This window comes from Nitrospirota bacterium, from assembly GCA_015233895.1.
Classification (GTDB): domain Bacteria; phylum Nitrospirota; class Thermodesulfovibrionia; order Thermodesulfovibrionales; family Magnetobacteriaceae; genus Magnetomonas.
The window spans coordinates 1-24,678 of record JADFXG010000019.1 but is presented as its reverse complement, the minus strand read 5'-3'; the positions used below and the strand labels follow the sequence as shown (position 1 = coordinate 24,678).

Below are 24,678 nucleotides of genomic sequence, written 5' to 3'. Positions count from 1 at the left end.
CATATATTTTGTACAATAAACCAGTGGAAAACATTAATCATAGCATGGCAGACTGTGTTGGTTTTGCTATGACTGCACATTAACAGGACTAATTAGAACAATACACGAGGAGCTTGCTTAAAATGGATGAAGAAGAATTATTAAAAGAAATCAATAAAGCGCATCAATGCAATTTAAGCTCGTTACTCTTACCATACAAAGAAATCACAACCCTCCCGCCTGAGATTGGAAAACTAACTAACTTACAAAAACTTGATATTTCTAACAACCAACTAACGCACCTTCCATCTGAGATTGGAAAACTCACCGGGTTGAAAGAACTTGCTATTAGTAGAAACCGACTTGAAAGTCTCCCGCCTGAGATTGGAAAACTCACTAACTTACAATCGCTTGCTATAAATAATAACCAACTAACGCTGCTCCCGCCTGAGATTGGAAACCTTACCAAACTGCAAACACTTTTTATACATAATAACCAACTAATTCAGCTCCCGCCTGAGATTGGAAAACTTACTAAACTGCAAACACTTTTTATTCGTATAAACCAACTAACGCACCTTCCACCTGAGATAAAAAAACTCACTAACTTACAAAAACTTCATATTCATAACAACCAACTAAATCAGCTTCCATCTGAGATTGGAAAACTCACTAAGTTGAAAGAACTTGCTATTAGTGACAACCAACTAACGCACCTTCCGCCTGAAATAGCAAACCTTACAAAGGTAACATATTTTGATGTCCAAAAAAACCCCCTTCTAATCCCGCCTATAGAAATAGCAACAAAGGGCATTGATGCGATAAAGGAGTATTTTGCTTTATTAAAAGAACAAGAAACAAAAAAAACAAAATCAAAAGAACAAAAACCAGAAATAACAGAACTATACGAGGCAAAGCTATTAATTGTCGGTCAAGGTGGCGTTGGAAAGACAAGTATTTTAAAACGATTAATTGACGATACTTTTTCGGAAACCCAGGAATCCACAGAAGGAATAGAAATAAAACCTTTAACTCTGAAAACTCAAAATAACATAGTTATAAAGCTAAACGTATGGGATTTCGGCGGGCAGGAGATATATCACGCAACCCATCAGTTTTTCCTGACAAAGCGCTCTGTTTATATGCTTGTGTGGGATGCAAGGCAAGAAGACGAATTCGGCAGGATTGAACACTGGCTTAATACCATTAAGGTATTTGGTGAGGGTAGTCCGGTTATTTTGGTTCTTAATAAATACGATGAATACGCAGGTGATATTAATTTAAAAGATTTAAAAGATAAATTCCCTGATATAATTCAGGGATTTTATCGTGTAAGTTGTAAGGAGCCTGATAAGGGCTACGATAGCTTCGATAAACTAAAAGCCAATATAGCTGAAATAGCCGCCGATTTATCACACATGGGTACGCCGTGGCCAGAGCCCTGGATAAAAATCAGAAAGCAATTTGAAAATGATTCAAGAAAACAAATAGATTATTTGGAATTTCAAACGGTTTGTAAAAATAACGGGATTGAAGAAAGAGGCGAAAAGGTGCTTGATGAATATCTTCATGATTTAGGCGTATTTTTACATTTCAAGGATGATTTAACGTTGCGTAATACGATAATTATTAAACCTTCATGGGGAACTAATGCGGTGTATAAGATTGTCTCGTCAAGAGCAGTGCTGGAACGAAAAGGTATTTTACAAGAAAAAGATTTGCCTGAAATATGGAAAGATTTAAATGTTTATCCTCAGTCAAAATATGCAACGCTTCTTAGTTTAATGAAAAATTTTGAACTGTCATTTCAGATGGATGATACTAAAAATCATGTAATAGCAAGCGCTTTAACAAAGGAAAGCGTTGATGCCGACTATGATTTAAGTATTGGCACGAAAATTATTTATGAATACGAGTTTTTGCCAAAAAGCGTCATCCCAAGGTTCATTGTAAGAGCACACAAATTAATTAAACGAGATAATGAAAACAATTATTTGTGCTGGCGTAACGGAACTATATTAGAGAAAATTTCTGACGGCCTTAAAACAAATGCTTATATAAAAGCCGACCCAGTTGCACAAAAAGTAGAAATAACAGTCAGCGGCGATAACAAGCGCGAGCTTATCGGCGTCATCAGGGAACATTTTGATCGCATCCATGAAAAGACAAAGGGGATAAATCCTAAATTAATAATACCGTGTAACTGTGAGAAAAACTGTACCGAGACCTATGATTATAGTTACCTTATTAAGGCAGAGAATAAAGGTAAAACTATAGTTGAATGTAGAAAATCAGTCACAACTGTACTAATAAAAAATCTTTTTGAACAAATAAGAGATATTAGTTATGACGTTTTTATAAGTTACTCATCAGTAGATAAGAGTTCTATTAGCAAGAAGTTACTGCATCATCTCAAAAAAAGAGGAATATCCTATTGGATTGACCATGAGCAAATAATATATGGTGAACGTACAATAAATAATATAGAGTATGGCTTGCGCAATAGTAAACACATGCTGGTTTGTATGAGTAAAAGTTCTGTAAAGTCAAATTGGGTTCAGGCAGAATATGGGGCAACTCTACGCAAAAATATTAAAAATCCAACAGGCAAAAAAGTTTTCATCTTAATGCTGGAGGATTGCGATGAGAAGGATATTCCTGAATTGCTATATGATATAAAAAGGGCGAACTATTCAGACAAGAAATCTTTTGAGGAATTGTTGGACATTCTTTCAAAGCAGTAGCCGTGGTGGTTAAGTGAATACTTTGGATGTTGATGGTAAAAATATTCCACCATAAGAGGGATTAAACCACAGATGAACGTGATTAATGAGCTTAAACACTTTACTGTCTTAACTTAAAACAGTAATACAATGGCGTTGGAAACTGCAGGGTTTATACCAAAAGCATTGAGGCAATTCGACGTGTTGGTTTCGCTATACTATTTATGATAAAATAGTATATTCTCATTTGAAAGGATGTGTCGTTGTGAAAGTTGAATTAACACCAGACGTCGCTCAGTGGGCAAAGGCCGAACTTGATGCCGAGGCATTTCCCCACAGCAGACGGAGTATGCAAGCGAGGCTTTCCGGCAGTTGAAATCATCTGAACTTACGCTAAATAATTCTGAGTCAAGCAAAACGTAATGAAATCTGACAAGAACAAGACAATAAACATACACTTTTAAGGAAAGTAATGGAAAATAAGAAAATATGCAGCGTAATTTTGGCTGCTGGCCTTGGAAAGAGGATGCATTCCTCACTGCCAAAAGTTCTTCACAGAATTTTGGGTAAACCCATGATTTGTTATACGGCGGATTGTCTTTCTGAAATATCTGATATTGAAAAAACAGTGATTGTCATTTCTCGCCTCACAGAAACAGTGAAAGATTTTATAAAAAAAGATTCTGTGGAGTTCGCTTATCAGGAAAAACCACTTGGTACGGCAGATGCTCTGAAATCGGCTCTCAGCGTGATAAAAGACTCATATGATCTCATCTTAGTAGTTACCGGAGATACGCCTCTTATTAAAAGTAAAACTTTGGAAAATGTTGTTGATTTCCATTTACAAAACGAAAACGCTCTTACCGTTGTTACATTTAATGCGTCTGTTCCGGGCGCTTATGGCCGAATACTACGGATTAATAATGAAATCAGCCGGATTGTTGAGCTAAGCGATACATCCAATGAGGTTAAGAAAATCACTGAGGTAAACAGCGGTTTTTACGTGATAAGTGCCAGTGTGTTGCCGCTTATTGAAAACATCAGGAGAAATGAAAAAAACGGCGAATTCTATTTAACTGACATAGTGGAGCTATCCATAAAGGAGGGGTTTAAGACAGAAGCCCTTAAGGCCGCAGACGAAAAGGAATTTTGGGGAATCAACTCACGGCAGGAACTTTTAGCCGCTCAGAGGGTGCTTCAGAAAGATATTGCCGAGTATTTGCTAAACAACGGTGTTACCATTATGGATCCAGATTCTGTGTTTATATCGCCTGATGTTACCATAGGTAAAGACACGTTTATCTACCCAAACGTGGTGCTTGAGGGAAATACCAATATAGGGTCAAATTGCACGATTTATCCCGGTACAAGACTAATAGATGTTGTGTTAGAAGACGATGTTGTGATTAAAGATTCAACTTTAATTGAAGACTCAAAAATTCTGACTGGTTCTGCAATAGGGCCGTTTGCCCATATAAGGCCTGGCTCAACGATAGGCCCAAAGGGTAAAATCGGAAATTTTGTAGAGGTTAAAAACTCCACTATTGGCTATAACTCCAAAGCATCTCATCTGACATACATAGGGGATTCCGAGCTTGGCAAAGATATAAACGTAGGGGCAGGCACGATAACTTGCAACTACGACGGCATAAAAAAGCACAAGACAGTGATAAAAGACGGGGTTTTTGTAGGGAGCGGCACTCAGCTTGTAGCCCCCGTGACAATAAACAAAAACGCCGTTATTGCCGCTGGATCCACTATTACAAAGGATGTCCCTGAGGATGCACTTGCCGTAGCTCGTGCTAAACAACAACACATTGACAACTGGACTTTAAGAAAACAACCGGCTAAAAAGGAGTAACACCTAATGTGTGGAATAATAGGATATGTTGGAAAAAATAACGCTGTCAGTTTGATTCTGGATGGCCTTAAAAAGCTAGAATACAGGGGATATGACTCAGCCGGAATTGCCTTTATAAATAACGATAACAAGATGGACATAGTGCGGTGTAAGGGGAAAATAAACGAGCTTCTTAATAAGGTAAATCAGTCAAAACCTAAAAGTTTTACGGGTATTGGGCATACCAGATGGGCAACACATGGCTCCCCTACCGAGCACAATGCTCATCCCCACAGAGTTGGCCCTATTGCAATAGTGCATAACGGAATCATAGAAAACTTCATAGAGCTTAAGCAGGAACTCCTTTCAAAGGGGAAAGAGTTTAAATCCGACACCGATACAGAGGTGATCTGCCACATAATAAACGATTACTACAAAGAGGGTGTGCCACTTGAGGATGCCGTAAGACAGTCCGTGAAACGGTTAAACGGCTCATATGCGCTAAATGTGCTCAGTGAACGAGAGCCGGGAAAAATTGTCTGTGCCCGCAAAGACAGCCCACTTGTTATAGGGCTGGGTGAGGGTGAGTACTTTTCAGCTTCTGATGTGCCGGCTTTTTTAACCAGTACTCGCGATGTCGTATTTATGGAGGACGGCGAGTTGGCTATTTTAACCAAAGACGGAGCTGAGATCTTAAGCTTTGACGGCATCCCCATCCACAGAGATCCGATAAAAATCACATGGAGCTCGGCAATGGCTGAAAAAGGCGGCTACAAACATTTTATGCTTAAGGAGATATTTGAGCAGCCCCGTGCCATAGCCGATACCATCACAGGCAGAGTTAACTCAGAACGCGCCGAGGTTAATCTGTACGAGTTTGGGCTTACTGCCTCGGAGTTGAAACACATAAAGAAGGTGTTTATAAGCGCTTGCGGCACATCGTGGCATGCCGGCCTTTGCGGCAAGTATATGATTGAATCCCTTGCCAGAGTTCCTGTAGAGGTTGATATATCCTCGGAGTTCAGGTATCGAAAGCCGATAATAGGTAAGGGGGATTTGTTTATTTCCATAACTCAGTCTGGAGAAACAGCAGATACGCTTGCTGCTCTCAGAGAGGCTAAAAAGTGCGGGGCAGCTACTCTAACTATTTGTAACGTGGTTGGCAGTACAGCATCCCGTGAGTCTGCTCACGTGTTTTATACTCATTCGGGCCCTGAAATTGGGGTTGCCTCAACTAAGGCTTTTGTAACGCAGTTGGTTTCATTGTACCTTTTTGCTCTTGCTCTTGCCTCAGAGCACAGCGAAACACCAAACCTTATAAAGGATTTGCTGCACCTTCCCGCTCTGTTTGAACACATTCTTCTGATGGATAGCGAAATAGAGAAACTTGCCCGCACACTTCATAAGGCAAATGACTTTCTTTTCCTTGGACGGGGCATTCTGTATCCAATTGCTCTTGAGGGCGCACTAAAACTCAAAGAGATTTCCTACATTCATGCCGAGGGCTACCCGGCAGGTGAGATGAAACACGGGCCGATTGCTCTTATTGATGACGGATTGCCTGTGGTTATCCTTTTGTCAAAGGATGTGCTATATGAAAAAGTCCTAAGCAATATCGAGGAGGTTAAATCCCGGGGCGGAACAACAATTGTTGTCTCTAACCACGATGACGTTTATGTTAAAGCTATGGCTAATCATTTCATATCTGTGCCGTTTTCAAACATCTACTTAAACCCGGTGCTTATGACAGCTCCCTTACAGCTCCTTGCATATCATATAGCGGTAATCAGGGGCTGCGATGTGGATCAGCCGAGAAACCTTGCAAAAAGTGTAACCGTTGAATAAAATTATTAATTACACCTTATTGTGGTACCGTCCCCCGACATCTCTAAACGTTATTGTAAAATTAGTTCCCAGTGATGTGTTAGCAGTAATCAAACCCTTTAGTTTCATCTTTACAATGTCACCAACAAGTTGAAGGCCTGAGTAGGAATCACTCTCTGATGGAGTGGCTTTAAAACCACAGCCGTTATCGCTTACGATTAGGATATAACTGTCATCCTCTTGTTTGTTAAAGGTAATTACAATCTCGCCGCGGTCGCCTTTAGAAAAAGCATGCCGTAGTGAGTTAGAGATAAGCTCATTTAGAATCAGTGCGCACTGCATCATGATGTTAATGTTGAGTGAGCCGATGTCTGTGTTTACTATCAAATCAGGTTGAGAAACTCCGTAGGTTGAAATAAGCTCACCGCTTAGGGAATCGATGTAGCTTGCAACATCTACTGAGGCCATGTCTGCTGACTCGGAGAGTCTGTCGTGCAAAAGGGTCATTGCCTTGACTCTTGAGTAGCTGCTCTTTAGTACAGAGAGGGATTGAGGGTCGGTTACATTTGATACGCTTAGATTTATCATGCTTGATATGATTTGAAGGTTATTTCTGACTCTGTGATGAACTTCTTTTAAGAGGATCTCTTTTTCCTCTAATGATGCCTTAAGTGCTTTGTTTGATGCCAGAAGTTCTGCTGTTCGCTCATTTACCATAATTTGTAGCTGTTCGCTATAATCAAACAGTTCTTTTTCCAATTCCTTGATTTCAGTAATATCCATACAGCAATAGACATAGGCGATAGGTTTATCTCTGTCATCCAAAACCATATCTGACACAAGTTGAATGTGAATGAAGCCGCCCTCATTATTGAAGATTATCTGTTCGCTTCTGTGTACTTTTTCGTCTGTGTATGCGCAGTACTGCAGAGGCATAAAATCATACAAATACTTGCCTTTCATCATCTCAGGGCTGGTGCTCAACATGGCGGATTGCGTATGGTTTACATACTTTATTCTCATGTCGGTATCTATAATCATAACACCCACCTGAATTATATCTATAGCCTTTTGTATAACATTTAACGAGTCTTTCGTCTCTTTGATTTGTACCGTGTCAGATGACTCAAGTGCAAGTATGAGGCGGTCTTTTTGTATCAGGTCTAAGTTAAGCCTCACAAGGCCAAGTAACTGAAGTGATGAGATAGGTTTAGTAAGAAAAGAGTTTATACCAAAATCAGATAGTTTACTCAAACCGGCATCATTAGTGCCAGAGGTTAAAACTATAAAAGCCACATGGCCTCCGTAGTGCTTCTTTAAGATACCGATAAACTCTAACCCTCCGGAATCTAAGAGCGCCTCATCAAATAAAATCACAGAAGGATATGCTTGTTGAACCCGGCTCAGAGCGGAAACAACATCAGATGCGGTTACAACGGTATATCCTGCGCTGGAAAGCGTGATGTTTGTGGCTGCAAGCCGTTCGTTATCTTTGTCAACAAGTAAGACCACAATTGAGATTACCTATTTATAAGGAGGGCTTTGAAGCCCTCCTGTGTTAGCATTTAGACAAAGCAGCAGTGAGTTAAGGCTTAGAGGTATTGCCTGATGGTGCTGCCTGAGGTGGCTTACTCTGGTTTTTATTTTGCTCATCCTTAGGTGCAACCCCAGCGCCGCTTAACGGCAAATTGGAGTTTGCCGGAGCACTTTTTGTGGCAGCCTGCGGCACGGTGACAATGGATGTTTTCCTTGTTTCATACACTGCAAGCAACAGCGCAGTTACCATAAAGATTACGGCAGTAGTCGTTGTAGCCTTAGCAAGAAAAGTGGCAGCACCCCTTGCTCCAAAAATAGTCTGGCTTGAGCCGCCAAAGGCCGCACCCATCTGGGAACCCTTTGAGCTCTGAACCAGCACAACGAAAATCAAAAACACACAAACCAGTACATGAACTATCAATAAGAGTATATGCATCTGTATGTTACCTGAACTTCACTATTTTTTCAAAGCTATCCGGCTTAAGGCTGGCGCCTCCCACAAGTGCGCCGTCAACGTCGGGCTTTGCCATAAGCTCCTTTACGTTATCAGGTTTAACGCTGCCGCCATAGAGTATTCTAAGCTCATCAGCCTTTCCGCCATAAACATTCCTCAACTGGTCACGCACAAACTTGTGAGCCTCCTGAGCCTGATCCGGAGTGGCTGTTACCCCTGTGCCAATTGCCCATATCGGCTCGTACGCTATAACAAGGCCGTCTGTATTAACGTCTTTAAGACCATCCACAACCTGCCGTTTTATAACGTCAAACATCTTACCGCCATTTCTTTCATCAAGTGTCTCACCGATACAAAATATAACGCTGAGCCCTGCCGCCCTTGCTGCCTTAACTTTCTTATTTAAGAACTCATCTGTTTCGCCAAAATACTGGCGTCTTTCCGAATGGCCAAGGATTACATACTTACAGCCGAGATCGAGAATCATCTTAGCAGAAATTTCTCCCGTATAAGCGCCCTCTGCCTCAAAATACATATTCTGGGCCGAAAGGTCCACGTTTGTGCCCTTAAGAAGCTCACCGGCAGCAGCCAGCGAGGTAAAAGCCGGCGCCAGCACTATGTCAACATCCGATACCGATTTAACAGCAGGTAAAAATGCACTTATAAAATCCCTCGTCTCATCCGATGTCTTATACATCTTCCAGTTGGCCGATATAAAAGGTCTCCTCATTTTCCAGTTCTCCTTAGTATTTGATTTTTATCTTTCTCTATAGTTCCTGTGCTTTTATTTTTCTTAAGCTGTGACAAAGTATAGAAAGAATATGGCAAAAAAGTCAAGGAGTATTGAAATGAAAAAATAACACAAATGTCACATTAAATATGTTACATTAATAGAGCAAAGAGGGGGGGATATGCGTTGAAAAGAATGATAGCCGTAATGGACAACACCAGCAACTTTTCCGGTGTAAAAACCCGCACAGGTGTTAGCTCTTATTTGAAGGAGAGCGTATAATGACAGCCGGTAAAAGGCTTTCTCTGCGCATTTTAACCATCTGTACCATTATGGCTGTATCCTCAGGCCTGTTTGACCTGATTGCCACGTTTGTCATAAAAAACCCTCTTTATGACAGCAATTTCAAAGTGTATATTCTAACTTACGCATTTATAGCTTTTACGCTTATAGGGGCATGTATAACGGTAATTTTTATTTACAGGGACTACCGGAAAAAGAAACGTTTTCTTGAAGAGATCAAGTTATTTTCTGAAATTGTCTATCATGGGAGTTTTGAGGACAGAGTCTATTTTGAGGACTACCCTGATCTGGCGGAGGTGTATCAGTTTATAAACAATATAACAAAAAACCTGAAGAGAAAATCAGAACAGACCGAGGAGGAGCGCTCCCAACTGGATGCTATCCTGGAAAGCATTCCGGATGCTCTGTTGATTATAGACAATCGTGACGGTGTAGTTTATTTAAATGACAGGGCACGAGAGATGTTTGACTACAAGAGCACTCCGGTTTCCCGCACACTTATAGAGATAATAAGAAGTTTTAACTTAAATGTCATGCTTGAGAATGTTAAGAGGTTTGACAAAAGTGAATCAGGGGAAATATTCCTTGAGCATCCCGGGGAAAAATACCTTATGGTCAGGATGTCGCCATTCTACAAAAAAAATGATCTCTCCGGTGTGGTTGTTCTTTTCCATGATATTACTGAGCTAAAGAAACTTGAGACAATGAGAAAAGACTTTGTGGCAAACGTATCCCACGAGATAAGGACTCCTGTTACTGCCATAAAGGGATTTGCCGAAACACTTATCGAGGGCGCATTAACGGATAAAAAGAATGCCGTCAGGTTTTTAAACTCGATTGTTTTTCACAGTGAACGCCTAAACAGGCTGGTTGAGGACCTGCTTACCATCTCAAGTATAGAGTTAGGCGTTATACGAATAAACAAGCAAGCCATAAACCTTATAGAGGTTGTTGACACCGTGGTGGAAACTCTCAGGGCGAAGGGGTTAGAGAAATCCCTGAATATAAAAACAGCATTTACCAGCAGCAACATATCGCTTGTGGCAGACAGAGACAAAGTGGTGCAGGTTCTGATTAATCTCATAGACAACGCTATAAAGTTTACTCAAAGCGGCACTATAGAAATAGGCGTTAACGAGGATACCTTCAGGTTTTGCCTTTACGTTAAAGACACTGGGGTGGGAATCCCTAAAAAGAGTCTTACCCGTATTGGGGAAAGGTTTTACCGCGTTGATCCTTCACGGTCAAGAGAGCTTGGGGGAACCGGGCTTGGCCTTGCCATAGTCAAACACATTGTCCGTGCACACGACTGGGAATTAAAGTTTGAAAGTGCGGAGGGAGCGGGTACTACAGTTAAAATACTCATTCCAAAGTCTGAAATCCGTATAGATGTTAACCCATAACACCGCAATTTTTACGTAATACAGTGTGTGAATGTAGCGATTATTATACCAACACGTCTATTTCAGCAAGCCCTATGTCAATGCCTGCCATGAGAATGATTTTTGCCTCCTCGGTGTGTCCGTCATCATCGAGCAGTTTTTCATAAACTATAAACAGATATTCCTGCAGTGTTTCAGTTATTTCTCTGCCATAGATCATCCCAATGTTTTCTGTTTTCATACCGGTTAGCCCATACGAATCGGTTGATATAACACTTCTGAAAAATATCGGTTTAACGTATCTCTCGTCATCTCCCCATATTCTATAGTACAACGTGTCAGAGCCATCCTCCTCCCTGATTCTAAAATCCTTGTTGCCAATGCAACCTGTTTCCTCATTTAGCCAGAAATCCCATTCCTCCTCATCCTGCGGGTATATTTCCTCTATGATTCTAAAGAGCACCATTCCCTCCATCTCATCATTTGATACGGGGATTTGCAAGACAGACTGCTGTTTAGTTTCATTTTCCTCAAGATAGAAACGGTATATTTTCAGACTGCCAATCATAAACTTCTCTCCTGCGGCCACAGTGTGAATTCCACCGCCGGGGGATTGTGCTTTTAAAACGTCAGAGTTTATTACAAATTTTGACTCATCGAATCGAACCATACCATTTATTCGTATTCCCAGAGGAAGGTTTACATCAATACGCCGGGGCTTCTTTCGTAGAAATCCGGCTGGTTTTTGTTTGTTTTTTTCGTATATATGTCTAAATATTGCAGCACCCTCCCATATAAAATTAGCTGACTTGAAAAGAAGCTTATTGAAAAGAAGCTTATTCCACGTTATTAATCTGATACTTTATATCAAGCTTAACATCTTTTCTAAGGGAATGATATATTCCACAGTACTTATCAACAGAGAGGTTAATGGCTCGCTGCACCTTCTTTTCAGATATGTTTTTAGCCGTAATGTTTAACATAATATCAAATCCTTTAAAATACTGAGGCGGGGTTTCAGCCTTAACGCCTGTTATGTCAACTTTAAATGCTACAATTTCAACCTTCATTTTCTGCAGAAACATCACGCAATCAGTGGCAGTACACGCTCCAAGGCTCATCATAAACGGCTCAGATGGCTGAGCGCCCCACTGAACGTTAGCATCAAACTCTATTTCGTAGCCGCGCTGAGTGCGTCCTACAAATATGAAATCTCTGTCCCAGTTAAGCGTGGCCTTAAACACTGTTGACACATTAGACTTATAGCTGTCGACCTCTCTCTCAACGTTTTGAATATCCTGTTCCTCAGACATCTGTCTTTGTATCCCTCCTCTGTACTGTTTTTACCACTTCATTCCAATACTTTTTAAATAATCCTGAGCAAGTTTAAGTCCAAGCTGTGCTGCCTTTACCTGGTCTGCCTTAGCCCCTTGACGGTCTCCCATGTTGAAGTGGCAATATCCGCGCACATAATACGCATCGGCGTCATTAGGGTCTATCTCAATAGCTTTTGTAAAATCTGCGGCAGCATGGAAATAATCTCCCTTTTTACCATACGTAACTCCACGGTTAAAGTACGCATCGGCATCCTCAGGGTTCATCTCTAAGGTTTTATTAAGATATGCGAGTGCCTTATCATAATTTCCCTTTGCAGAGAGCGAGGTTCCTGTGTTGTAATGTGCATCAATGTTTTCAGGGTCTATTTCCAGAGCTTTGGCAAACTCTGTGAGTGCTTTATCATGTTGGAATCTTCTTGCATAAGCATAACCACTGTTTACATACATTCCAGCCTCTTTTAGGCTAAGTTCTCCATCCCTTGCATCAATCACATCTACCTCCTAAATGCTTACCCTGTAAATAAATGTTTTTAAATAACCTTAAACGGTTATTCTGCCACTACACTAATTATGCTAACAATATTTTGTTTACTTTTGCAATAATCATTGTAACTTTTTGCTTGGCTCTTACTGCTTCTTATATGAAAACATCGCCTCCGGAATATCCAACGATGAGACTTGTACAAGGCGTTGTTTAAGGCGGCTATATCGCTTTCTTTCTTTGTCGTTATTTACTGCCATATAAAGAGCCTGTTTTGTACCCACTAAAACCACCACGCGCTTGCCTCTGGTTACTGCCGTGTATATCAGATTTCGCTGAAGCATTATGTAATGCTGCGTGTGTATGGGAATTATAACTGCAGGATACTCGCTCCCTTGTGATTTATGAATTGAAATAGCATAAGCTAAATACACCTCATCCAGTTCCTTATAGTCATACGTAACGAGGCGGCCATAGAAATTGATTTTCAACTCCTGAAGCTCTTCGTTTATATCGTTAATTCTGCCAATGTCTCCGTTAAATACCTCTTTGTCGTAGTTATTCACTATTTGCATCACCTTATCACCCACTCTAAGGGTCTTGCCCATGCGCTGTAGTTCAGCGGCCTCAGGATTTAGTGCGTTTTGAAGTTCGGCATTAAGGTTTGTGGTTCCCAGAAGTCCTTTGTTCATTGCCGTCAGTATCTGTATATCATTGTGAGTATCGAGATCAAAACGCTCTGGTAAAATCGTCTTATTCAGGTGCAGTATGATTGCAAGTATTTTTTCCGGATCCTTTTCCTCAAGGAAATAGAAACCGCCAGCTTTGTCGAGGTCTCTGACCAGAATTGGTCCCTCACCTTTGTTTATCTTATGGGCGTTTGTCACTATGAGGCTTGTCTGAGACTGCCGGAATATTTCGTTAAGCATCACTGTGTGTACAATTTTGGACTCTATAATATCCTTTAGCACTGTGCCTGCCCCTACCGATGGCAACTGATCCACATCCCCTACAAGAATGAGCGTTATCCCCACAGGTAATGCCCGCAAAAGCTGATACATCAGCATTGTGTCCACCATAGAGGCCTCATCAACAACAAGTAAATCGGCAATAAGCGGGTTCTTCTCGTTTCTCTTAAAAGCGCCCTCCTTAGGGCTAAAGTCAAGCATTCTGTGAATTGTCTTAGCCTCTGAGCGTGTCACCTCAGACATCCGTTTTGATGCGCGTCCGGTTGGTGCACACAGTGATATCTTAAGCCCAAGACGTTTATACACCCGTAGTATTGAATTGATTATTGTGGTTTTACCGGTGCCGGGGCCTCCGGTTATTATCAACACCTTTTCGGCAAATGAGCTTTTAACCGCCTCTTGTTGTGCCTTTGCCAGCTTTATGTGAAGCTCCTTTTGTACCCAGTCTATTGCCTCAACTCCATCAAAATCATTCAGTGTCACAGGAGCAGATTTTAGTTTTGCTATCATTTTTGTTATGCCAAGCTCAGCCGTGTAATATTTGTTAAGATACACCACAGATGAGTTAACCCCGGTTTTACCCTCAATGGAATCCTCTACAACCAGACTATCGGTGTCTGCCTGAACCGACACTGCAAGAGCCACGTTTTCTTTTGGTATTTCAAGCACCTTGACACATTCATCTATAAAGGAGTCAAAAGGAAAGCAGACATTGCCTGCATCAGTCAACTCCTTTAAAACAAACAAAACTCCAGCTTCTGCCCGTATTGGAGAGTTTTTCTCCACGCCCAGTTTAGCGGCAATTTTGTCAGCTATTACAAACCCTATACCCCATATCTCCATTGCAAGACGGTATGGGTTTTCAGACACAATCTGAACAGAGTCGTTTCCGTAGCGCTTGTAAATTTTAGCGGCATACGCTGTGCTTACTCCGTAGCTTTGAAGGAACAACATCACGCTCCGTATTTCACGTTGTTCATCCCACGCGGTTTTTATCTGCTCAAGCCGCTTATCCCCTATCCCTTCAATACGCCGCAGACTCTCTATATCGTTTTCTATTATATCCAGCGTATGTTTACCAAATGCTTCAACCAAACGTTTGGCATACGAGGGACCAATACCCTTAATCATGCCCGAGCCCAGATATTTTTCAATACCATCCACGGTGGCAGGCATTATTGATTTAAATGAAGCTGCGTTAAATTGCCGTCCGTACTTTGGGTGGGTTTGCCATGAGCCGTTTACGTGAATACTCTCACCTGGGAGAACCCCCGGCATCGTGCCGCAAACTGTTATCAACTCCCGTACTCCTAACACCTTGAGCTTTAATATGGCATAGGCGTTGTCATCACTGTAAAACGTCAGCCGCTCCACCTGACCCTGAAGCTGCCCGGAGTCTTTTGTCTTTGCCTCTGTTGACATATCCGCTCCCATATAGTACCATAAACGGCATAATACGTGTGAGGGAGCAATGATAGTTAAGAGTGGAAAGACTCGAAAATCTTAAGGAATCGTTACGGGAATTTGTCCGTGAGAGGGATTGGGAGAAGTTTCACAGCCCAAAAAACCTAAGCATGGCACTTAGTGCCGAGGCGGCGGAGATTGTTGAGATTTTTCAGTGGCTTACGGAGGATGAAAGCCGGAGACTCTCTGATAGCAAACTTAACAACCTGCGGCAGGAAATAGCCGATGTGTTTATTTATCTGATTAACCTCTCTGATAAGTTTTCAATTGATTTAATCAAAGAGGCAGAGGATAAACTGCAACTTAACCGCAGAAAATATCCGGCACATATTGTCAAAGGCAAAGCCGATAAATATACCGAGTACGACACTTTTAGGGGTGAGGGTGTTTAAGCCAATAGAGATTATCATAGAAAAAGCTGTAACCGGCGGAACGCTCAGGCTAATTAAGGGTGATATAACTCAAAGGGACACCGACGCTATAGTAAACGCTGCTAACTCCTATCTTCAACACGGAGGCGGGGTGGCGGCGGCCATTGTGCGAAAAGGCGGGGTTGTGATTCAAGCAGAAAGTGACGCTATTGGATATGTGCCGGTTGGAGGGGCAGCTATGACTTCAGGCGGAGCGCTGCCCTGTAAAGCCGTTATTCATGCCGTAGGGCCCAGAATGGGAGAGGGTGATGAGGACAATAAACTCAAAAATGCCGTCCTTAACTCTTTAAAACTGGCCTCTCAAAAAGGGTTTCACAGCGTATCAATGCCTGCAATAAGCTCAGGCATTTTTGGTTTTCCAAAAGACCGGTGTGCAAAAATCCTTGTAACGGAGAGTCTTAACTTTCTTAATGATAACGCAGGGGGCAGTGTTAACTCTGTGGAGTTTTGTATATATGACGCTGAAACTCTACAATGTTTTGTAAGCGAATTTGACCGTATTTAACATATGATTTATCATAAAATGATCACATAAGAGGTGGATTTAAAAATGCTCAGGAAAAAAGACAAATACGTAGTGGCAGTAGTAGGTGCAACAGGCGCTGTTGGGAATGAAATGATAGAAACGCTTCAGATGAGAAATTTTCCGGTGGACACGCTAAGGCTCTTTGCCTCGGAACGCTCTGAGGGCGGAACACTTAAGTTTAAAGACAAAGACATAACAGTGGAACGTCTTAAGGCAGGTGTTTTTAAAGGAATAGACATAGCCTTGTTTTCGGCAGGAGCGGAAAGGAGTAAGGAGTTTGCTCCGGATGCGGCTGCTGCCGGCTGTGTTGTCGTTGATAATTCAAGTCAATGGCGGATGGACCCTGAGGTGCCCCTTGTAGTACCGGAGGTAAACCCCCATGATTTAAAAAAACACAAGGGAATCATCGCTAATCCCAACTGCTCCACCATTCAGATGGTAGTAGCACTGAAACCCATTCACGATGCCGTAAGAATTAAAAGAATCGTGGTCTCAACCTATCAGGCAGTCTCTGGCACCGGCAAAAAGGCTATGGATGAGCTCCTTGAGCAAACCAGCGATCTACTTAAATTTAAGGATGTAAAAATCTCCGTCTATCCGCACCAGATAGCGTTTAACTGTCTTCCTCATATAGACGTATTTCTGGACAATGGTTACACAAAAGAAGAGATGAAGATGGTACTTGAAACCAAAAAAATTATGGGTGATGACACCATAGCAGTAACGGCAACAACGGTTAGAGTTCCGGTTTTTAGAGGGCACTCAGAAAGCATAAACATAGAGACGGAACGGAAACTCTCTGCTAATGAAGCACGGGCACTGCTATCTGATGCCCCGGGAGTGATTCTCTTTGACGCACCGTCTAAAAACGTTTATCCTCTGGCCATAGACTGCGTCGGAAAAGATGCCGTGTATGTGGGCAGAGTGCGAGAAGATGAGTCCATTCAAAACGGCATAAACATGTGGGTAGTCTCCGATAACCTCAGAAAAGGTGCCGCCCTAAACGCCGTTCAAATAGCCGAAGTTCTGATTAATACCGTATAAGGGAGAATAAATAAGGGAAAGGCGCTGCCTTTCCCTTAGACCCTATCCGCAAGGGGAATGATTCCCCTTGACCCCCGGTTTTTTGATAGCGATTTTTCATTATGTGTAGGGGCTGCCCCCTGTGGCTGCCCAGATTAAAGAATTTTTTAACCGGCGTTCCGCCGCTTAAAAAGTCTCAATGAGAGCTCCGCCCTCAGAACAGACGAGCAGATTAAGAGATTTATAAATATTATAGCTTTACGCATAATCTGGTATTATTCCCAACTAAAAAAATCTTCCAAAATAATTAGAAAATCAGTAATATAAAACCTGTGGAAAATGATTCCCATTACATGGCAGACTGTAAAGTGTATACAGTGTGTCATAGGTATAGGAGGAGGAACTTATGGACGTACAGAGCATAGTTGGTTACACAATAGGTTTGGCGGGTTTGATATACGCAATTTATCAAGGACGAGAATATAAAAAGCTAAAGAGTTACAATAGATCTGAGGCATGGATTATATATGAGAATGTAAATAATCTTACAGGTGGAATTCAATTTATTTTAAAAAAATATAAGGAAGTTCACAGTGCTTCTATGAATATTGAGATAATTGAGTACATTGCAAGAAATGATACTTTTGCTCAGAATTTAATCAAAGAAACGATTAGACAGATTCAACTATCAGAACCACGTTTTAATATGGACACTATTAAACATTGGATTTCTTTAGGAAAAATATCTGAAACACAAGAAAAATATTTTAATCAGTTTGTCGTTGATGATTTTAACGTGAAAAAATAAAGTGGTTTATCTATTGAAAGAAAGACATAACCTCTCTTATTGGGTACCACGATTTTTGTTATTAGATTTCGTGGCTGTTCGCAATGTTGATTTTTCACTCATATTTGTGGTATGATAGATATATGGCAAAGACAATTGAACTATATACGATGCTTAAAGATAAACTTGGTGATGCTGAGGCAAAATTCCTTGTTGAGACTATGGAGGATGTTGCCAAAGAGTCTAAAGTTGATTATAAAGACGACCTCAAAGCCATCCGGACAGATATGGTAACAAAGTCTGAAATGAAGCTCTATATTGTCATTCTTGCCTTGCTTATAATTCTGTCTAACCCACGGGCATTAGACCTTATTTCTAAGCTCTTAGGCATCGCTAAATAAACAGCCTATAGTGATAGAACCTCAAAATGTGAAAAAACACCATTATTACTACAATAGTTCTAAAGTCATCCTAAAAGGGTACAATGACATTACCATCCGGATAATGTCTTAAATCCCTGTCTTTTCTAAGTTCGTTTACAATATCGCTGCTATCAACACCTCTGTCTTGCCATTTCCCAAATGACTCCAGTGCTTTTTCTATTTTCTGTTTTTTTAAATATTCAACTAAGGCATTTGATACAAATTGACTAAAATTATCTGAATATTGTTTTGACTCGTTTATCAGGTTCTCAGGTAAGGTGACAGATGTAGGTATCATTTTATCTCCTCTTAATTTATTACATTTCTTCTTAACTTAATTATAACATGTTTAAGTATTATTACTGAGTGTGAGGCATTACTCAAAAGTAGATTTAATTGCAAATTGAGTTATATAATATCAACTAAAAAGTGGGGAGTTTAAAAATGGGATTTTCAGAGCAAGAGTTAGCCCGTTATAAAAGACAGATGATGATGGATGGCTGGGGTGAAAAGACTCAGGAAAAGCTTAAAAACTCCGTAGTGTTTGTAGCAGGAGCGGGAGGGCTTGGCTCTCCGGTTGCCATATATCTTGCTGTGGCAGGGATTGGCCACATCAGAATCTGTGACTTTGACTCCCCCGATTGGTCTAACCTAAACAGACAGATTCTTCATGACCACACAAGAATTGGCATAAACAAAGCCGAGTCGGCCAAAATTACCCTTAATAAACTAAATCCTGACATAGAGGTAACTGCCTTTACTGACAGAATAAGCGATAATAACGTTGATGAACTCGTTGGAAACTCAGCGATAATTGTTGACTGTATGGATAATTTTGATACGAGGTACATACTAAATGAGTGCGCGATAAGAAAACAAATTCCACTGGTCTATGGCAGCATATGGGGCATGGACGGCAGACTTTCCTTTATACACTATCCTGAGACACCGTGTCTGATGTGTCTATTTCCTGACCCTCCGCCACAAGAGACATTTCCTGTTTTAGGCACAACGCCGGGAGTTATCGGTTCGCTTCAGGCACTTGAAGCTGTCAAATATCTGACAGGAGTGGGAAAACTGCTAAAGGGAAAACTACTGGTGTGGGATGGAGGTGCTTGCGAGTTCAGGACATTTAAGACTCACAAAGACCATACCTGTGTTACTTGCGGCGGATATTAGCTAATACCAGGTTGAGACAGTTGTAAAAATAACATGAGTGAGGTGAGTTCTAATAGAAGTGACCGAATAGTTTACACCATTTACATGTACTATCTCGGACCCCTCTCGTTGTGGCCTTCATGAGGTCTGTTAAAAATTCTCCTTCCACCTCCAGGATGTCCACTTTGAAGAAAACCAATCCTGTTATGGGGAGCACCAATCCCCGCGAAAGTTCGTCCTCTGAATCTATCGACAGGGTCTATACGCAGCACCCGATGGCTAACTGTATCTCTGAAATGGTTGGTTATAAACACACTTGTCCCGCCAATAATTACAACTTTATGGAAATCATATAAAATATAGTAGCCTGGAAACCATCCACCATAGTACCAGAAGGGATAATCCACCCAGGCATACATATAGGTGTATGCAGGGGGTGGCGCATAATAGGTGATTACCGGAGGTCCTTCTTTTATATAATAATTGTTTATCACGGTCTTATTGTCTGACGACAATGCTGAGGTGGATGAAGCTTTGTATTTGTCCTGCTCTGTAGATGCCTGAATATACATGCCAAGGTTAGAGATAACTTTTTGGTATTTGGTTATTGCCTCGTCTTTGCTCATTTTAAGTTTTCTCATATCAACGGAATTTATTATAGTTTTTTGTATCTCACCAACTATGTCCGGCGTTATCGGATAGTCTGCAACCCATCCGTTTCTTGGAGTAATCCCAATTTCCCCCAGGATTGTTTCGGATTCGATTTCATTAGCGGTTGTACTTAAAGAAAATTCCTGTACAATTTTAACCGCAAGATTTCCCTCACGTATTAATGGTTGTGAAATTGAGGAGGTTGCCTGATTAGATTGCGATAGTTCACGTGTTGTCTCAGAAAAACCGGACAATGGGAAAAATAACATCAGAAACAAAATAACACCGACATTAAGCCCGCTCATTTTCAATTTAATTAATTGCATTTTTTTCATCAAACATACTCCTGTTTTTATTTACCATTAGTTAACAGGTTAGACACTAAGAATGTGCTAAAGGTTTAGTGGGTTTACAGAAAATTATTAGGAATTATTGTTCTCACCTCATCCGCTACACTCCCTCTAAACCTCTGGCGCTGATTTCAGTCTCTTGTGTATTACTCTGTTTTACGTCATTATTGCAACACTTCCATATATGTCGAGGTGATTATCTCATCCTCTATTTTTCCCGGCATAAAATAATGTTTCATGAAAGCCATTTCGCCGGTATCCCCGAAATAAGCATTCATTCTGTACATCTCTCTGAGAGTCTCCACTTTTATACTCTTGCCGGTAGAGTCAACCGTTATCTCCAACGGGAATGCAGGGGCATGGTCGATACCTGGACAGGCATTGAGTTTTGTTACCCTTTTTTCACCGGTTATGGTAAATGCGGCCTTTTCAACCTCCTTTTTTGAAATACCAAACAGCATTATTCCATTTTCTCTCATATCGATTGAGTAAACAAGATAGTAACCGTTTTTATTTCGTTTTATAGTGGACTGTAAGTCTTTTATTATAGAGTTTATTACATTTTCAGTTTTATTTCTTACCGTGTGAATTTTTACAATATTGTCTTCTAAAAGACCACCGCCTATTCCGTGAGTTCTGTTGCCATCAAGCAGGGTTCCCTCTTCTTTCGAAACGTTTTGGCCGCCCCCTGCGCCCTGCACAGCCGTAGTCAGGGACTTTAGTGCCTCTAAAGACATATTATCAAGCTCCTGTGAAATAAGACGGTTTAAAGCAACCGGATTGACCAACGATATGTTTGTACCTTTTTCGTCACTATATATATTTACTCTTAAAGGATAAACAAACTTGGCATTGGGAGAGGCTGCGAATATTGTTTTCCAGTACTTTTCGTTATGTATTACCAGCACTTTGCTTTTATATTTACAGTTGTCAGGGAGTGCCGGATAAAATGCCGCTACCACTTTCCAGCCATTTTGGGCCAATGCTTCAGATACTTTAGACGAAACAGTGTCAACGCTGCCGTTAATTTTTTCGACAAGTTTGATGTAGATTTTCTTATTATCCGAAAATCCGGACGCATCCTCTTTGCTTTCTCCAAACGTTTCCGCAGGGATAAGCGCTATAGCAAGCAAAAGCAATAATATTAATCTGTAAAGTCTGACTTTCATAATCTCCTCCTTATTTTTTATACTGGTTTTTTAATAACAGCGATATCTGACATCTAAGTGGCAACAGTAAAACACTATTAATAATACTTTAGCACATTTAGGCTAAAGTATGTATCATGTAACGATAAAATAAATATTTTTACGGATAAAGGCCATAGATGGTAACCTATTTTCTAATACCATTCACATTTGTTAGTATTAAAAAGGTATGATACAAAAGATGGTTAAATTAATGGACGGCACAAAGCTTGCAGTAGAAATCAGGGAAAACGTACGCCGTGACGTCCAAAATCTTGCTAAAACAGGCATAGAGGTAGGACTAGCACTTTTACTTGCAGGAGATAATAGCGCCTCCTGTTCTTATTTCAATGCTACAGTGAAGATATCTAAAAGTGTGGGCATAAATGTTTTTGAGTATAAGCTGCCAACCAATGTATCTCTGAATGAAATCTTAAACATTGTTAGTAGTATAAATGCAGATGAGCGTATAAACGGGCTTCTTGTGTTATTTCCACTTCCTAAAAGAATAAACCCCAGAAGGGTGGTCAACGCAATAGTGCCAGATAAGGATGTGGACGGTTTAGGTTCAGTTTCTGTAGGGCGTTTAAGTGCTGAGGAGTCCATGTTTCAGCTTTTTGGCAAGGAATTCTCTGGCAGCCAGCATATAGTACAAAAGACTGCCGATTTTAGCATATGTACGTCTCAGAGTTTTTTGCCTTGCACACCTTTTGGAGTAATCAGGCTGCTGGAGTACTACGGAGTTGACCTTGTCGGTAAAAACGCTGTAGTAATAGGGAAGAGTTTAGCAGTGGGAAAGCCACTTTCTATGATGCTTTTAGCAAAAGAAGCAACCGTATCGGTGTGCCATAAAAGTACGGCAAATTTAAAAGATTACTTAATAAACGCTGACATTGTGTGCTCTGCTACCGGAATGCCAGGCCTAATTACGGGTGATATGATAAAAGAGGGCGCAATTGTAGTGGACATCGGGATAAATGTACAGCAGAATGGAAAAATAATTGGAGACATAGATTTTAACTCTGTTGCAAAAAAAGCCTCTTTGATAACGCCTGTTCCTGGTGGTGTGGGCCCGGTAACCATCGCCACACTTCTTGAAAACACGGTTAGGTCTGCCAAAAGTAACGCACTTATTAACAATCCACTTATACTACATTAATGTGTTAAATATCTGACACTCCTTTGAATGTTTACTTAATTTCAGTTTGCCATACATACTCAAGTCGGAACCCTATGTTATAGCTCCTGTAGTCGGTGCTGTTGAAACGACGGCTGTAACAACGTGCGTATTGCGGGTTGCGGTTCCAACTACCGCCTCGTATCACACGGTTACTGCTACCTCCCGTATATATAGGGTTATCAAGAGAATGTTTGGTGTACGCATCTTCATCATATACATCCTCCAACCACTCCCATACATTGCCACTCATATCAAAAAGCCCTAACGCATTAGGCAATTTCTGCCCTACAGGATGTGTTTCACCGTTTGAATTTCCATTATACCAGGCATAATTACATAACTTAGTATCATCATTAGTCCCTGCCCATTTCTCTTTTTTGCCGCCACTCCTGGCTGCATACTCCCACTTAGCCTCGGTTGGTAAACGATATTTCTTACCTGTTCTTTCGTTTAGTTTATTAATAAATTCCTTTACATCAGTCCAACTCACAGTCTCTATAGGATAGTTATCTCCACTTTTAAAGTATGATGGATTGCACTCCATTATTTTAGTCCATTGCCCTTGAGTTACTTCATATTTCCCTATATAAAAATCATCAACACAAACCTCGTGTACTGGTGTTTCATCCTCATATTTATCGCCGGATGTATCTCCCATCTTATAACACCCACCTTTTACAAGCACAAACTCCATCTCTGTTATCGGACATTTGTATATGTCTGCTGATTGCAGCTGTATAATAATTATCCTCCTAACATTCAAAATGTGTATTTAATAATTTTGATAATAGTTTAGTTATGCTAACATGAACCAGAAAATAAATCAAGAAATCGAAATACCTCATCAAAAAACTATATAAAAAGGATGTATTTACTGTTTTACATTTTTAGTGATAAAATGGCTTTTTGTTATCTATGTAATAGAAGATGCATATATGAAGAGGAAAAAGCCAGTTTGTAGCAGTTGGAAAATGGTTGAGACGTATATAAAAGCCATTAGATGTCTTTGCCTAATTTTAATAATGTTTTAAAGAATAGGGAGGTAACCTGTGCCGATAAACCAATGGATTGATGTAACATTAACCCTTAGTACTGATATGGTGGTGTGGAGGGGGGATCCGCCTTTTTACATTAGAAAAAAAATGAGTATGGAAAAAGACAATATGAATCTTTCAGAAGTTACCATGAGCGTCCATGTTGGCACTCATATGGACAGCCCGCTGCATTTCATCAAAGACGGCCTGTCAATAGACCTGGTGCCGATAACAACCACAGTAGGCCCCTCAAGAGTAATCTGCATAAAGGACAGAGAATCTATAAAGGCAGATGAGCTTAAAAAACAAGATATAAAAGAGGGACAAAGGATCCTGTTTAAAACGATTAACTCGACAGAACATTTAAAGAGACCGCAATTTTATGAAAACTATGTTTATCTGACAGAAGAAGGAGCCGATTATCTCGTTTCACGCAAAATCACTTTAGTCGGAATTGATTATTATTCAATCGCACAGTTTGGTAAATCCGAGATTGTACACAAGACGCTGCTTAGCGCAAATATATGGATAATCGAAAGCCTTGATTTATCAGAAGCCTCAGAGGGCAACTACGACCTCGTATGCCTTCCGCTAAAAATAGCTAACAGCGACGGCTCCCCAGTAAGAGCAATTTTGAGAAAATTAGATTGATGAGGTTATTAAGATACAATCATATTAGGCTAACGGCACGTCATTATAAATCATGGAATTCACTTATACCAATTAGCTGTCAAAAAAGTAGATTAACAAAAAACGAATAAACCACAGATAAACAGGATATATTCATTAAACTGTGTCAAGTCTGAAACTCCGTCACACAGTGATATCCAATATTAGCCTGCCCTCGAAAAATAAAGCAAGTTGAGAAATAGTTTGGCTCCAGTTTCTTAAAGGCTGGCTCCATTTTT

23 protein-coding genes are annotated in these 24,678 nt (G+C 40.6%); 12 read left to right on the top strand and 11 right to left on the bottom strand.

Annotated features, from left to right (window positions below; translation table 11 throughout):
- The first annotated feature begins 122 nt into the window (after positions 1–122).
- The 3 genes from HQK88_12010 (at position 123) to glmS (ending at position 6,387) form a co-directional block, all read left to right on the top strand.
- Complete coding sequence (locus tag HQK88_12010; protein ID MBF0617526.1) at positions 123–2,723, top strand: TIR domain-containing protein; 2,601 nt, start codon at positions 123–125, stop codon at positions 2,721–2,723.
- Between the two features lie 451 nt (positions 2,724–3,174).
- Positions 3,175–4,563: a bifunctional UDP-N-acetylglucosamine diphosphorylase/glucosamine-1-phosphate N-acetyltransferase GlmU gene (gene glmU, locus HQK88_12005; GenBank protein ID MBF0617525.1), complete on the top strand. Its 1,389-nt coding sequence runs from the start codon at positions 3,175–3,177 to the stop codon at positions 4,561–4,563.
- A gap of 6 nt (positions 4,564–4,569) precedes the next feature.
- On the top strand, positions 4,570–6,387 hold the full coding sequence (glmS, locus tag HQK88_12000) for a glutamine--fructose-6-phosphate transaminase (isomerizing) (GenBank protein MBF0617524.1): 1,818 nt from the start codon (positions 4,570–4,572) through the stop codon (positions 6,385–6,387).
- A gap of 9 nt (positions 6,388–6,396) precedes the next feature.
- On the opposite strand, the gene HQK88_11995 is transcribed toward glmS, so the two are convergent.
- The 3 genes from HQK88_11995 to HQK88_11985 form a co-directional block, all read right to left on the bottom strand.
- Positions 6,397–7,878 (bottom strand): response regulator, encoded by a 1,482-nt coding sequence (locus tag HQK88_11995; GenBank protein ID MBF0617523.1) that lies wholly within the window; start codon positions 7,876–7,878, stop codon positions 6,397–6,399.
- Between the two features lie 73 nt (positions 7,879–7,951).
- The gene (gene secG / locus HQK88_11990; protein MBF0617522.1) at positions 7,952–8,338 is read right to left on the bottom strand and encodes a preprotein translocase subunit SecG; all 387 of its coding nucleotides are present in this window, start codon (positions 8,336–8,338) and stop codon (positions 7,952–7,954) included.
- Positions 8,339–8,345: 7 nt separating this feature from the next.
- Entirely contained in the window at positions 8,346–9,086 is a 741-nt protein-coding gene (locus tag HQK88_11985) for a triose-phosphate isomerase (protein MBF0617521.1), read from the bottom strand.
- Positions 9,087–9,367: 281 nt separating this feature from the next.
- Here HQK88_11985 and HQK88_11980 point away from each other — a divergent pair, with 281 nt between their 5' ends.
- The gene (locus HQK88_11980; GenBank protein ID MBF0617520.1) at positions 9,368–10,792 is read left to right on the top strand and encodes a PAS domain-containing protein; all 1,425 of its coding nucleotides are present in this window, start codon (positions 9,368–9,370) and stop codon (positions 10,790–10,792) included.
- A gap of 43 nt (positions 10,793–10,835) precedes the next feature.
- Here HQK88_11980 and HQK88_11975 read toward each other — a convergent pair whose 3' ends face one another.
- From HQK88_11975 to HQK88_11960, 4 genes are all read right to left on the bottom strand, one after another.
- Entirely contained in the window at positions 10,836–11,630 is a 795-nt protein-coding gene (locus HQK88_11975) for a DUF2491 family protein (protein MBF0617519.1), read from the bottom strand.
- Entirely contained in the window at positions 11,608–12,084 is a 477-nt protein-coding gene (locus tag HQK88_11970) for an OsmC family protein (protein MBF0617518.1), read from the bottom strand. The genes HQK88_11975 and HQK88_11970 overlap by 23 nt, the downstream gene beginning before the upstream one ends.
- A gap of 30 nt (positions 12,085–12,114) precedes the next feature.
- A complete protein-coding gene (locus HQK88_11965) occupies positions 12,115–12,600 on the bottom strand; it encodes a tetratricopeptide repeat protein (protein ID MBF0617517.1) in 486 nt (161 codons plus the stop codon).
- A 135-nt stretch (positions 12,601–12,735) separates the two neighbouring features.
- Positions 12,736–14,979 (bottom strand): ATP-dependent RecD-like DNA helicase, encoded by a 2,244-nt coding sequence (locus tag HQK88_11960; GenBank protein ID MBF0617516.1) that lies wholly within the window; start codon positions 14,977–14,979, stop codon positions 12,736–12,738.
- A gap of 152 nt (positions 14,980–15,131) precedes the next feature.
- Between HQK88_11960 and HQK88_11955 the strand changes: the two genes are divergently transcribed.
- The 5 genes from HQK88_11955 to HQK88_11935 all read left to right on the top strand — a co-directional run bounded on the left by HQK88_11955 (position 15,132) and on the right by HQK88_11935 (position 18,189).
- Positions 15,132–15,413, top strand: coding sequence for a nucleotide pyrophosphohydrolase (locus HQK88_11955; protein ID MBF0617515.1), 282 nt, complete (start codon positions 15,132–15,134; stop codon positions 15,411–15,413).
- Between the two features lie 16 nt (positions 15,414–15,429).
- The gene (locus HQK88_11950) at positions 15,430–15,957 is read left to right on the top strand and encodes a macro domain-containing protein (protein MBF0617514.1); all 528 of its coding nucleotides are present in this window, start codon (positions 15,430–15,432) and stop codon (positions 15,955–15,957) included.
- 45 nt (positions 15,958–16,002) lie between these two features.
- Positions 16,003–17,022, top strand: a complete 1,020-nt coding sequence (locus HQK88_11945; protein ID MBF0617513.1) for an aspartate-semialdehyde dehydrogenase — start codon at positions 16,003–16,005, stop codon at positions 17,020–17,022.
- Between the two features lie 385 nt (positions 17,023–17,407).
- Positions 17,408–17,809 (top strand): hypothetical protein, encoded by a 402-nt coding sequence (locus HQK88_11940; protein ID MBF0617512.1) that lies wholly within the window; start codon positions 17,408–17,410, stop codon positions 17,807–17,809.
- A gap of 122 nt (positions 17,810–17,931) precedes the next feature.
- Positions 17,932–18,189, top strand: coding sequence for a hypothetical protein (locus HQK88_11935; GenBank protein ID MBF0617511.1), 258 nt, complete (start codon positions 17,932–17,934; stop codon positions 18,187–18,189).
- Between the two features lie 70 nt (positions 18,190–18,259).
- On the opposite strand, the gene HQK88_11930 is transcribed toward HQK88_11935, so the two are convergent.
- Positions 18,260–18,508: a type II toxin-antitoxin system CcdA family antitoxin gene (locus HQK88_11930; protein ID MBF0617510.1), complete on the bottom strand. Its 249-nt coding sequence runs from the start codon at positions 18,506–18,508 to the stop codon at positions 18,260–18,262.
- Between the two features lie 146 nt (positions 18,509–18,654).
- Here HQK88_11930 and HQK88_11925 point away from each other — a divergent pair, with 146 nt between their 5' ends.
- A complete protein-coding gene (locus HQK88_11925) occupies positions 18,655–19,389 on the top strand; it encodes a HesA/MoeB/ThiF family protein (GenBank protein ID MBF0617509.1) in 735 nt (244 codons plus the stop codon).
- An 89-nt stretch (positions 19,390–19,478) separates the two neighbouring features.
- Here the strand turns inward: HQK88_11925 and HQK88_11920 are convergent, their stop codons facing one another.
- Together HQK88_11920 and HQK88_11915 are read right to left on the bottom strand one after the other, a co-directional pair.
- The gene (locus HQK88_11920; GenBank protein MBF0617508.1) at positions 19,479–20,354 is read right to left on the bottom strand and encodes a hypothetical protein; all 876 of its coding nucleotides are present in this window, start codon (positions 20,352–20,354) and stop codon (positions 19,479–19,481) included.
- A 179-nt stretch (positions 20,355–20,533) separates the two neighbouring features.
- Positions 20,534–21,538: a hypothetical protein gene (locus HQK88_11915; GenBank protein ID MBF0617507.1), complete on the bottom strand. Its 1,005-nt coding sequence runs from the start codon at positions 21,536–21,538 to the stop codon at positions 20,534–20,536.
- 208 nt (positions 21,539–21,746) lie between these two features.
- Between HQK88_11915 and HQK88_11910 the strand changes: the two genes are divergently transcribed.
- The gene (locus HQK88_11910; GenBank protein ID MBF0617506.1) at positions 21,747–22,715 is read left to right on the top strand and encodes a bifunctional 5,10-methylenetetrahydrofolate dehydrogenase/5,10-methenyltetrahydrofolate cyclohydrolase; all 969 of its coding nucleotides are present in this window, start codon (positions 21,747–21,749) and stop codon (positions 22,713–22,715) included.
- 31 nt (positions 22,716–22,746) lie between these two features.
- On the opposite strand, the gene HQK88_11905 is transcribed toward HQK88_11910, so the two are convergent.
- On the bottom strand, positions 22,747–23,430 hold the full coding sequence (locus HQK88_11905; protein MBF0617505.1) for a formylglycine-generating enzyme family protein: 684 nt from the start codon (positions 23,428–23,430) through the stop codon (positions 22,747–22,749).
- Between the two features lie 355 nt (positions 23,431–23,785).
- Here HQK88_11905 and HQK88_11900 point away from each other — a divergent pair, with 355 nt between their 5' ends.
- On the top strand, positions 23,786–24,421 hold the full coding sequence (locus HQK88_11900; GenBank protein ID MBF0617504.1) for a cyclase family protein: 636 nt from the start codon (positions 23,786–23,788) through the stop codon (positions 24,419–24,421).
- Positions 24,422–24,678 lie beyond the last annotated feature (257 nt).

What these genes read in the sequence shown, in the direction of transcription:
- glmS (MBF0617524.1), top strand. Translation starts at nt 4,570, where the DNA reads ATGTGTGGAATAATAGGATATGTTGGAAAAAATAACGCTGTCAGTTTG.
- HQK88_12010 (MBF0617526.1), top strand. Translation starts at nt 123, where the DNA reads ATGGATGAAGAAGAATTATTAAAAGAAATCAATAAAGCGCATCAATGC.
- HQK88_11905 (MBF0617505.1), bottom strand. Translation starts at nt 23,430, where the DNA reads ATGGAGTTTGTGCTTGTAAAAGGTGGGTGTTATAAGATGGGAGATACA.
- HQK88_11935 (MBF0617511.1), top strand. Translation starts at nt 17,932, where the DNA reads ATGGCAAAGACAATTGAACTATATACGATGCTTAAAGATAAACTTGGT.
- HQK88_11940 (MBF0617512.1), top strand. Translation starts at nt 17,408, where the DNA reads ATGGACGTACAGAGCATAGTTGGTTACACAATAGGTTTGGCGGGTTTG.
- HQK88_11925 (MBF0617509.1), top strand. Translation starts at nt 18,655, where the DNA reads ATGGGATTTTCAGAGCAAGAGTTAGCCCGTTATAAAAGACAGATGATG.
- HQK88_11930 (MBF0617510.1), bottom strand. Translation starts at nt 18,508, where the DNA reads ATGATACCTACATCTGTCACCTTACCTGAGAACCTGATAAACGAGTCA.
- secG (MBF0617522.1), bottom strand. Translation starts at nt 8,338, where the DNA reads ATGCATATACTCTTATTGATAGTTCATGTACTGGTTTGTGTGTTTTTG.
- HQK88_11915 (MBF0617507.1), bottom strand. Translation starts at nt 21,538, where the DNA reads ATGAAAGTCAGACTTTACAGATTAATATTATTGCTTTTGCTTGCTATA.
- HQK88_11910 (MBF0617506.1), top strand. Translation starts at nt 21,747, where the DNA reads ATGATACAAAAGATGGTTAAATTAATGGACGGCACAAAGCTTGCAGTA.
- HQK88_11920 (MBF0617508.1), bottom strand. Translation starts at nt 20,354, where the DNA reads ATGAAAAAAATGCAATTAATTAAATTGAAAATGAGCGGGCTTAATGTC.
- HQK88_11955 (MBF0617515.1), top strand. Translation starts at nt 15,132, where the DNA reads ATGGCACTTAGTGCCGAGGCGGCGGAGATTGTTGAGATTTTTCAGTGG.
- HQK88_11945 (MBF0617513.1), top strand. Translation starts at nt 16,003, where the DNA reads ATGCTCAGGAAAAAAGACAAATACGTAGTGGCAGTAGTAGGTGCAACA.
- HQK88_11985 (MBF0617521.1), bottom strand. Translation starts at nt 9,086, where the DNA reads ATGAGGAGACCTTTTATATCGGCCAACTGGAAGATGTATAAGACATCG.
- HQK88_11970 (MBF0617518.1), bottom strand. Translation starts at nt 12,084, where the DNA reads ATGTCTGAGGAACAGGATATTCAAAACGTTGAGAGAGAGGTCGACAGC.
- glmU (MBF0617525.1), top strand. Translation starts at nt 3,175, where the DNA reads ATGGAAAATAAGAAAATATGCAGCGTAATTTTGGCTGCTGGCCTTGGA.
- HQK88_11980 (MBF0617520.1), top strand. Translation starts at nt 9,368, where the DNA reads ATGACAGCCGGTAAAAGGCTTTCTCTGCGCATTTTAACCATCTGTACC.
- HQK88_11960 (MBF0617516.1), bottom strand. Translation starts at nt 14,979, where the DNA reads ATGTCAACAGAGGCAAAGACAAAAGACTCCGGGCAGCTTCAGGGTCAG.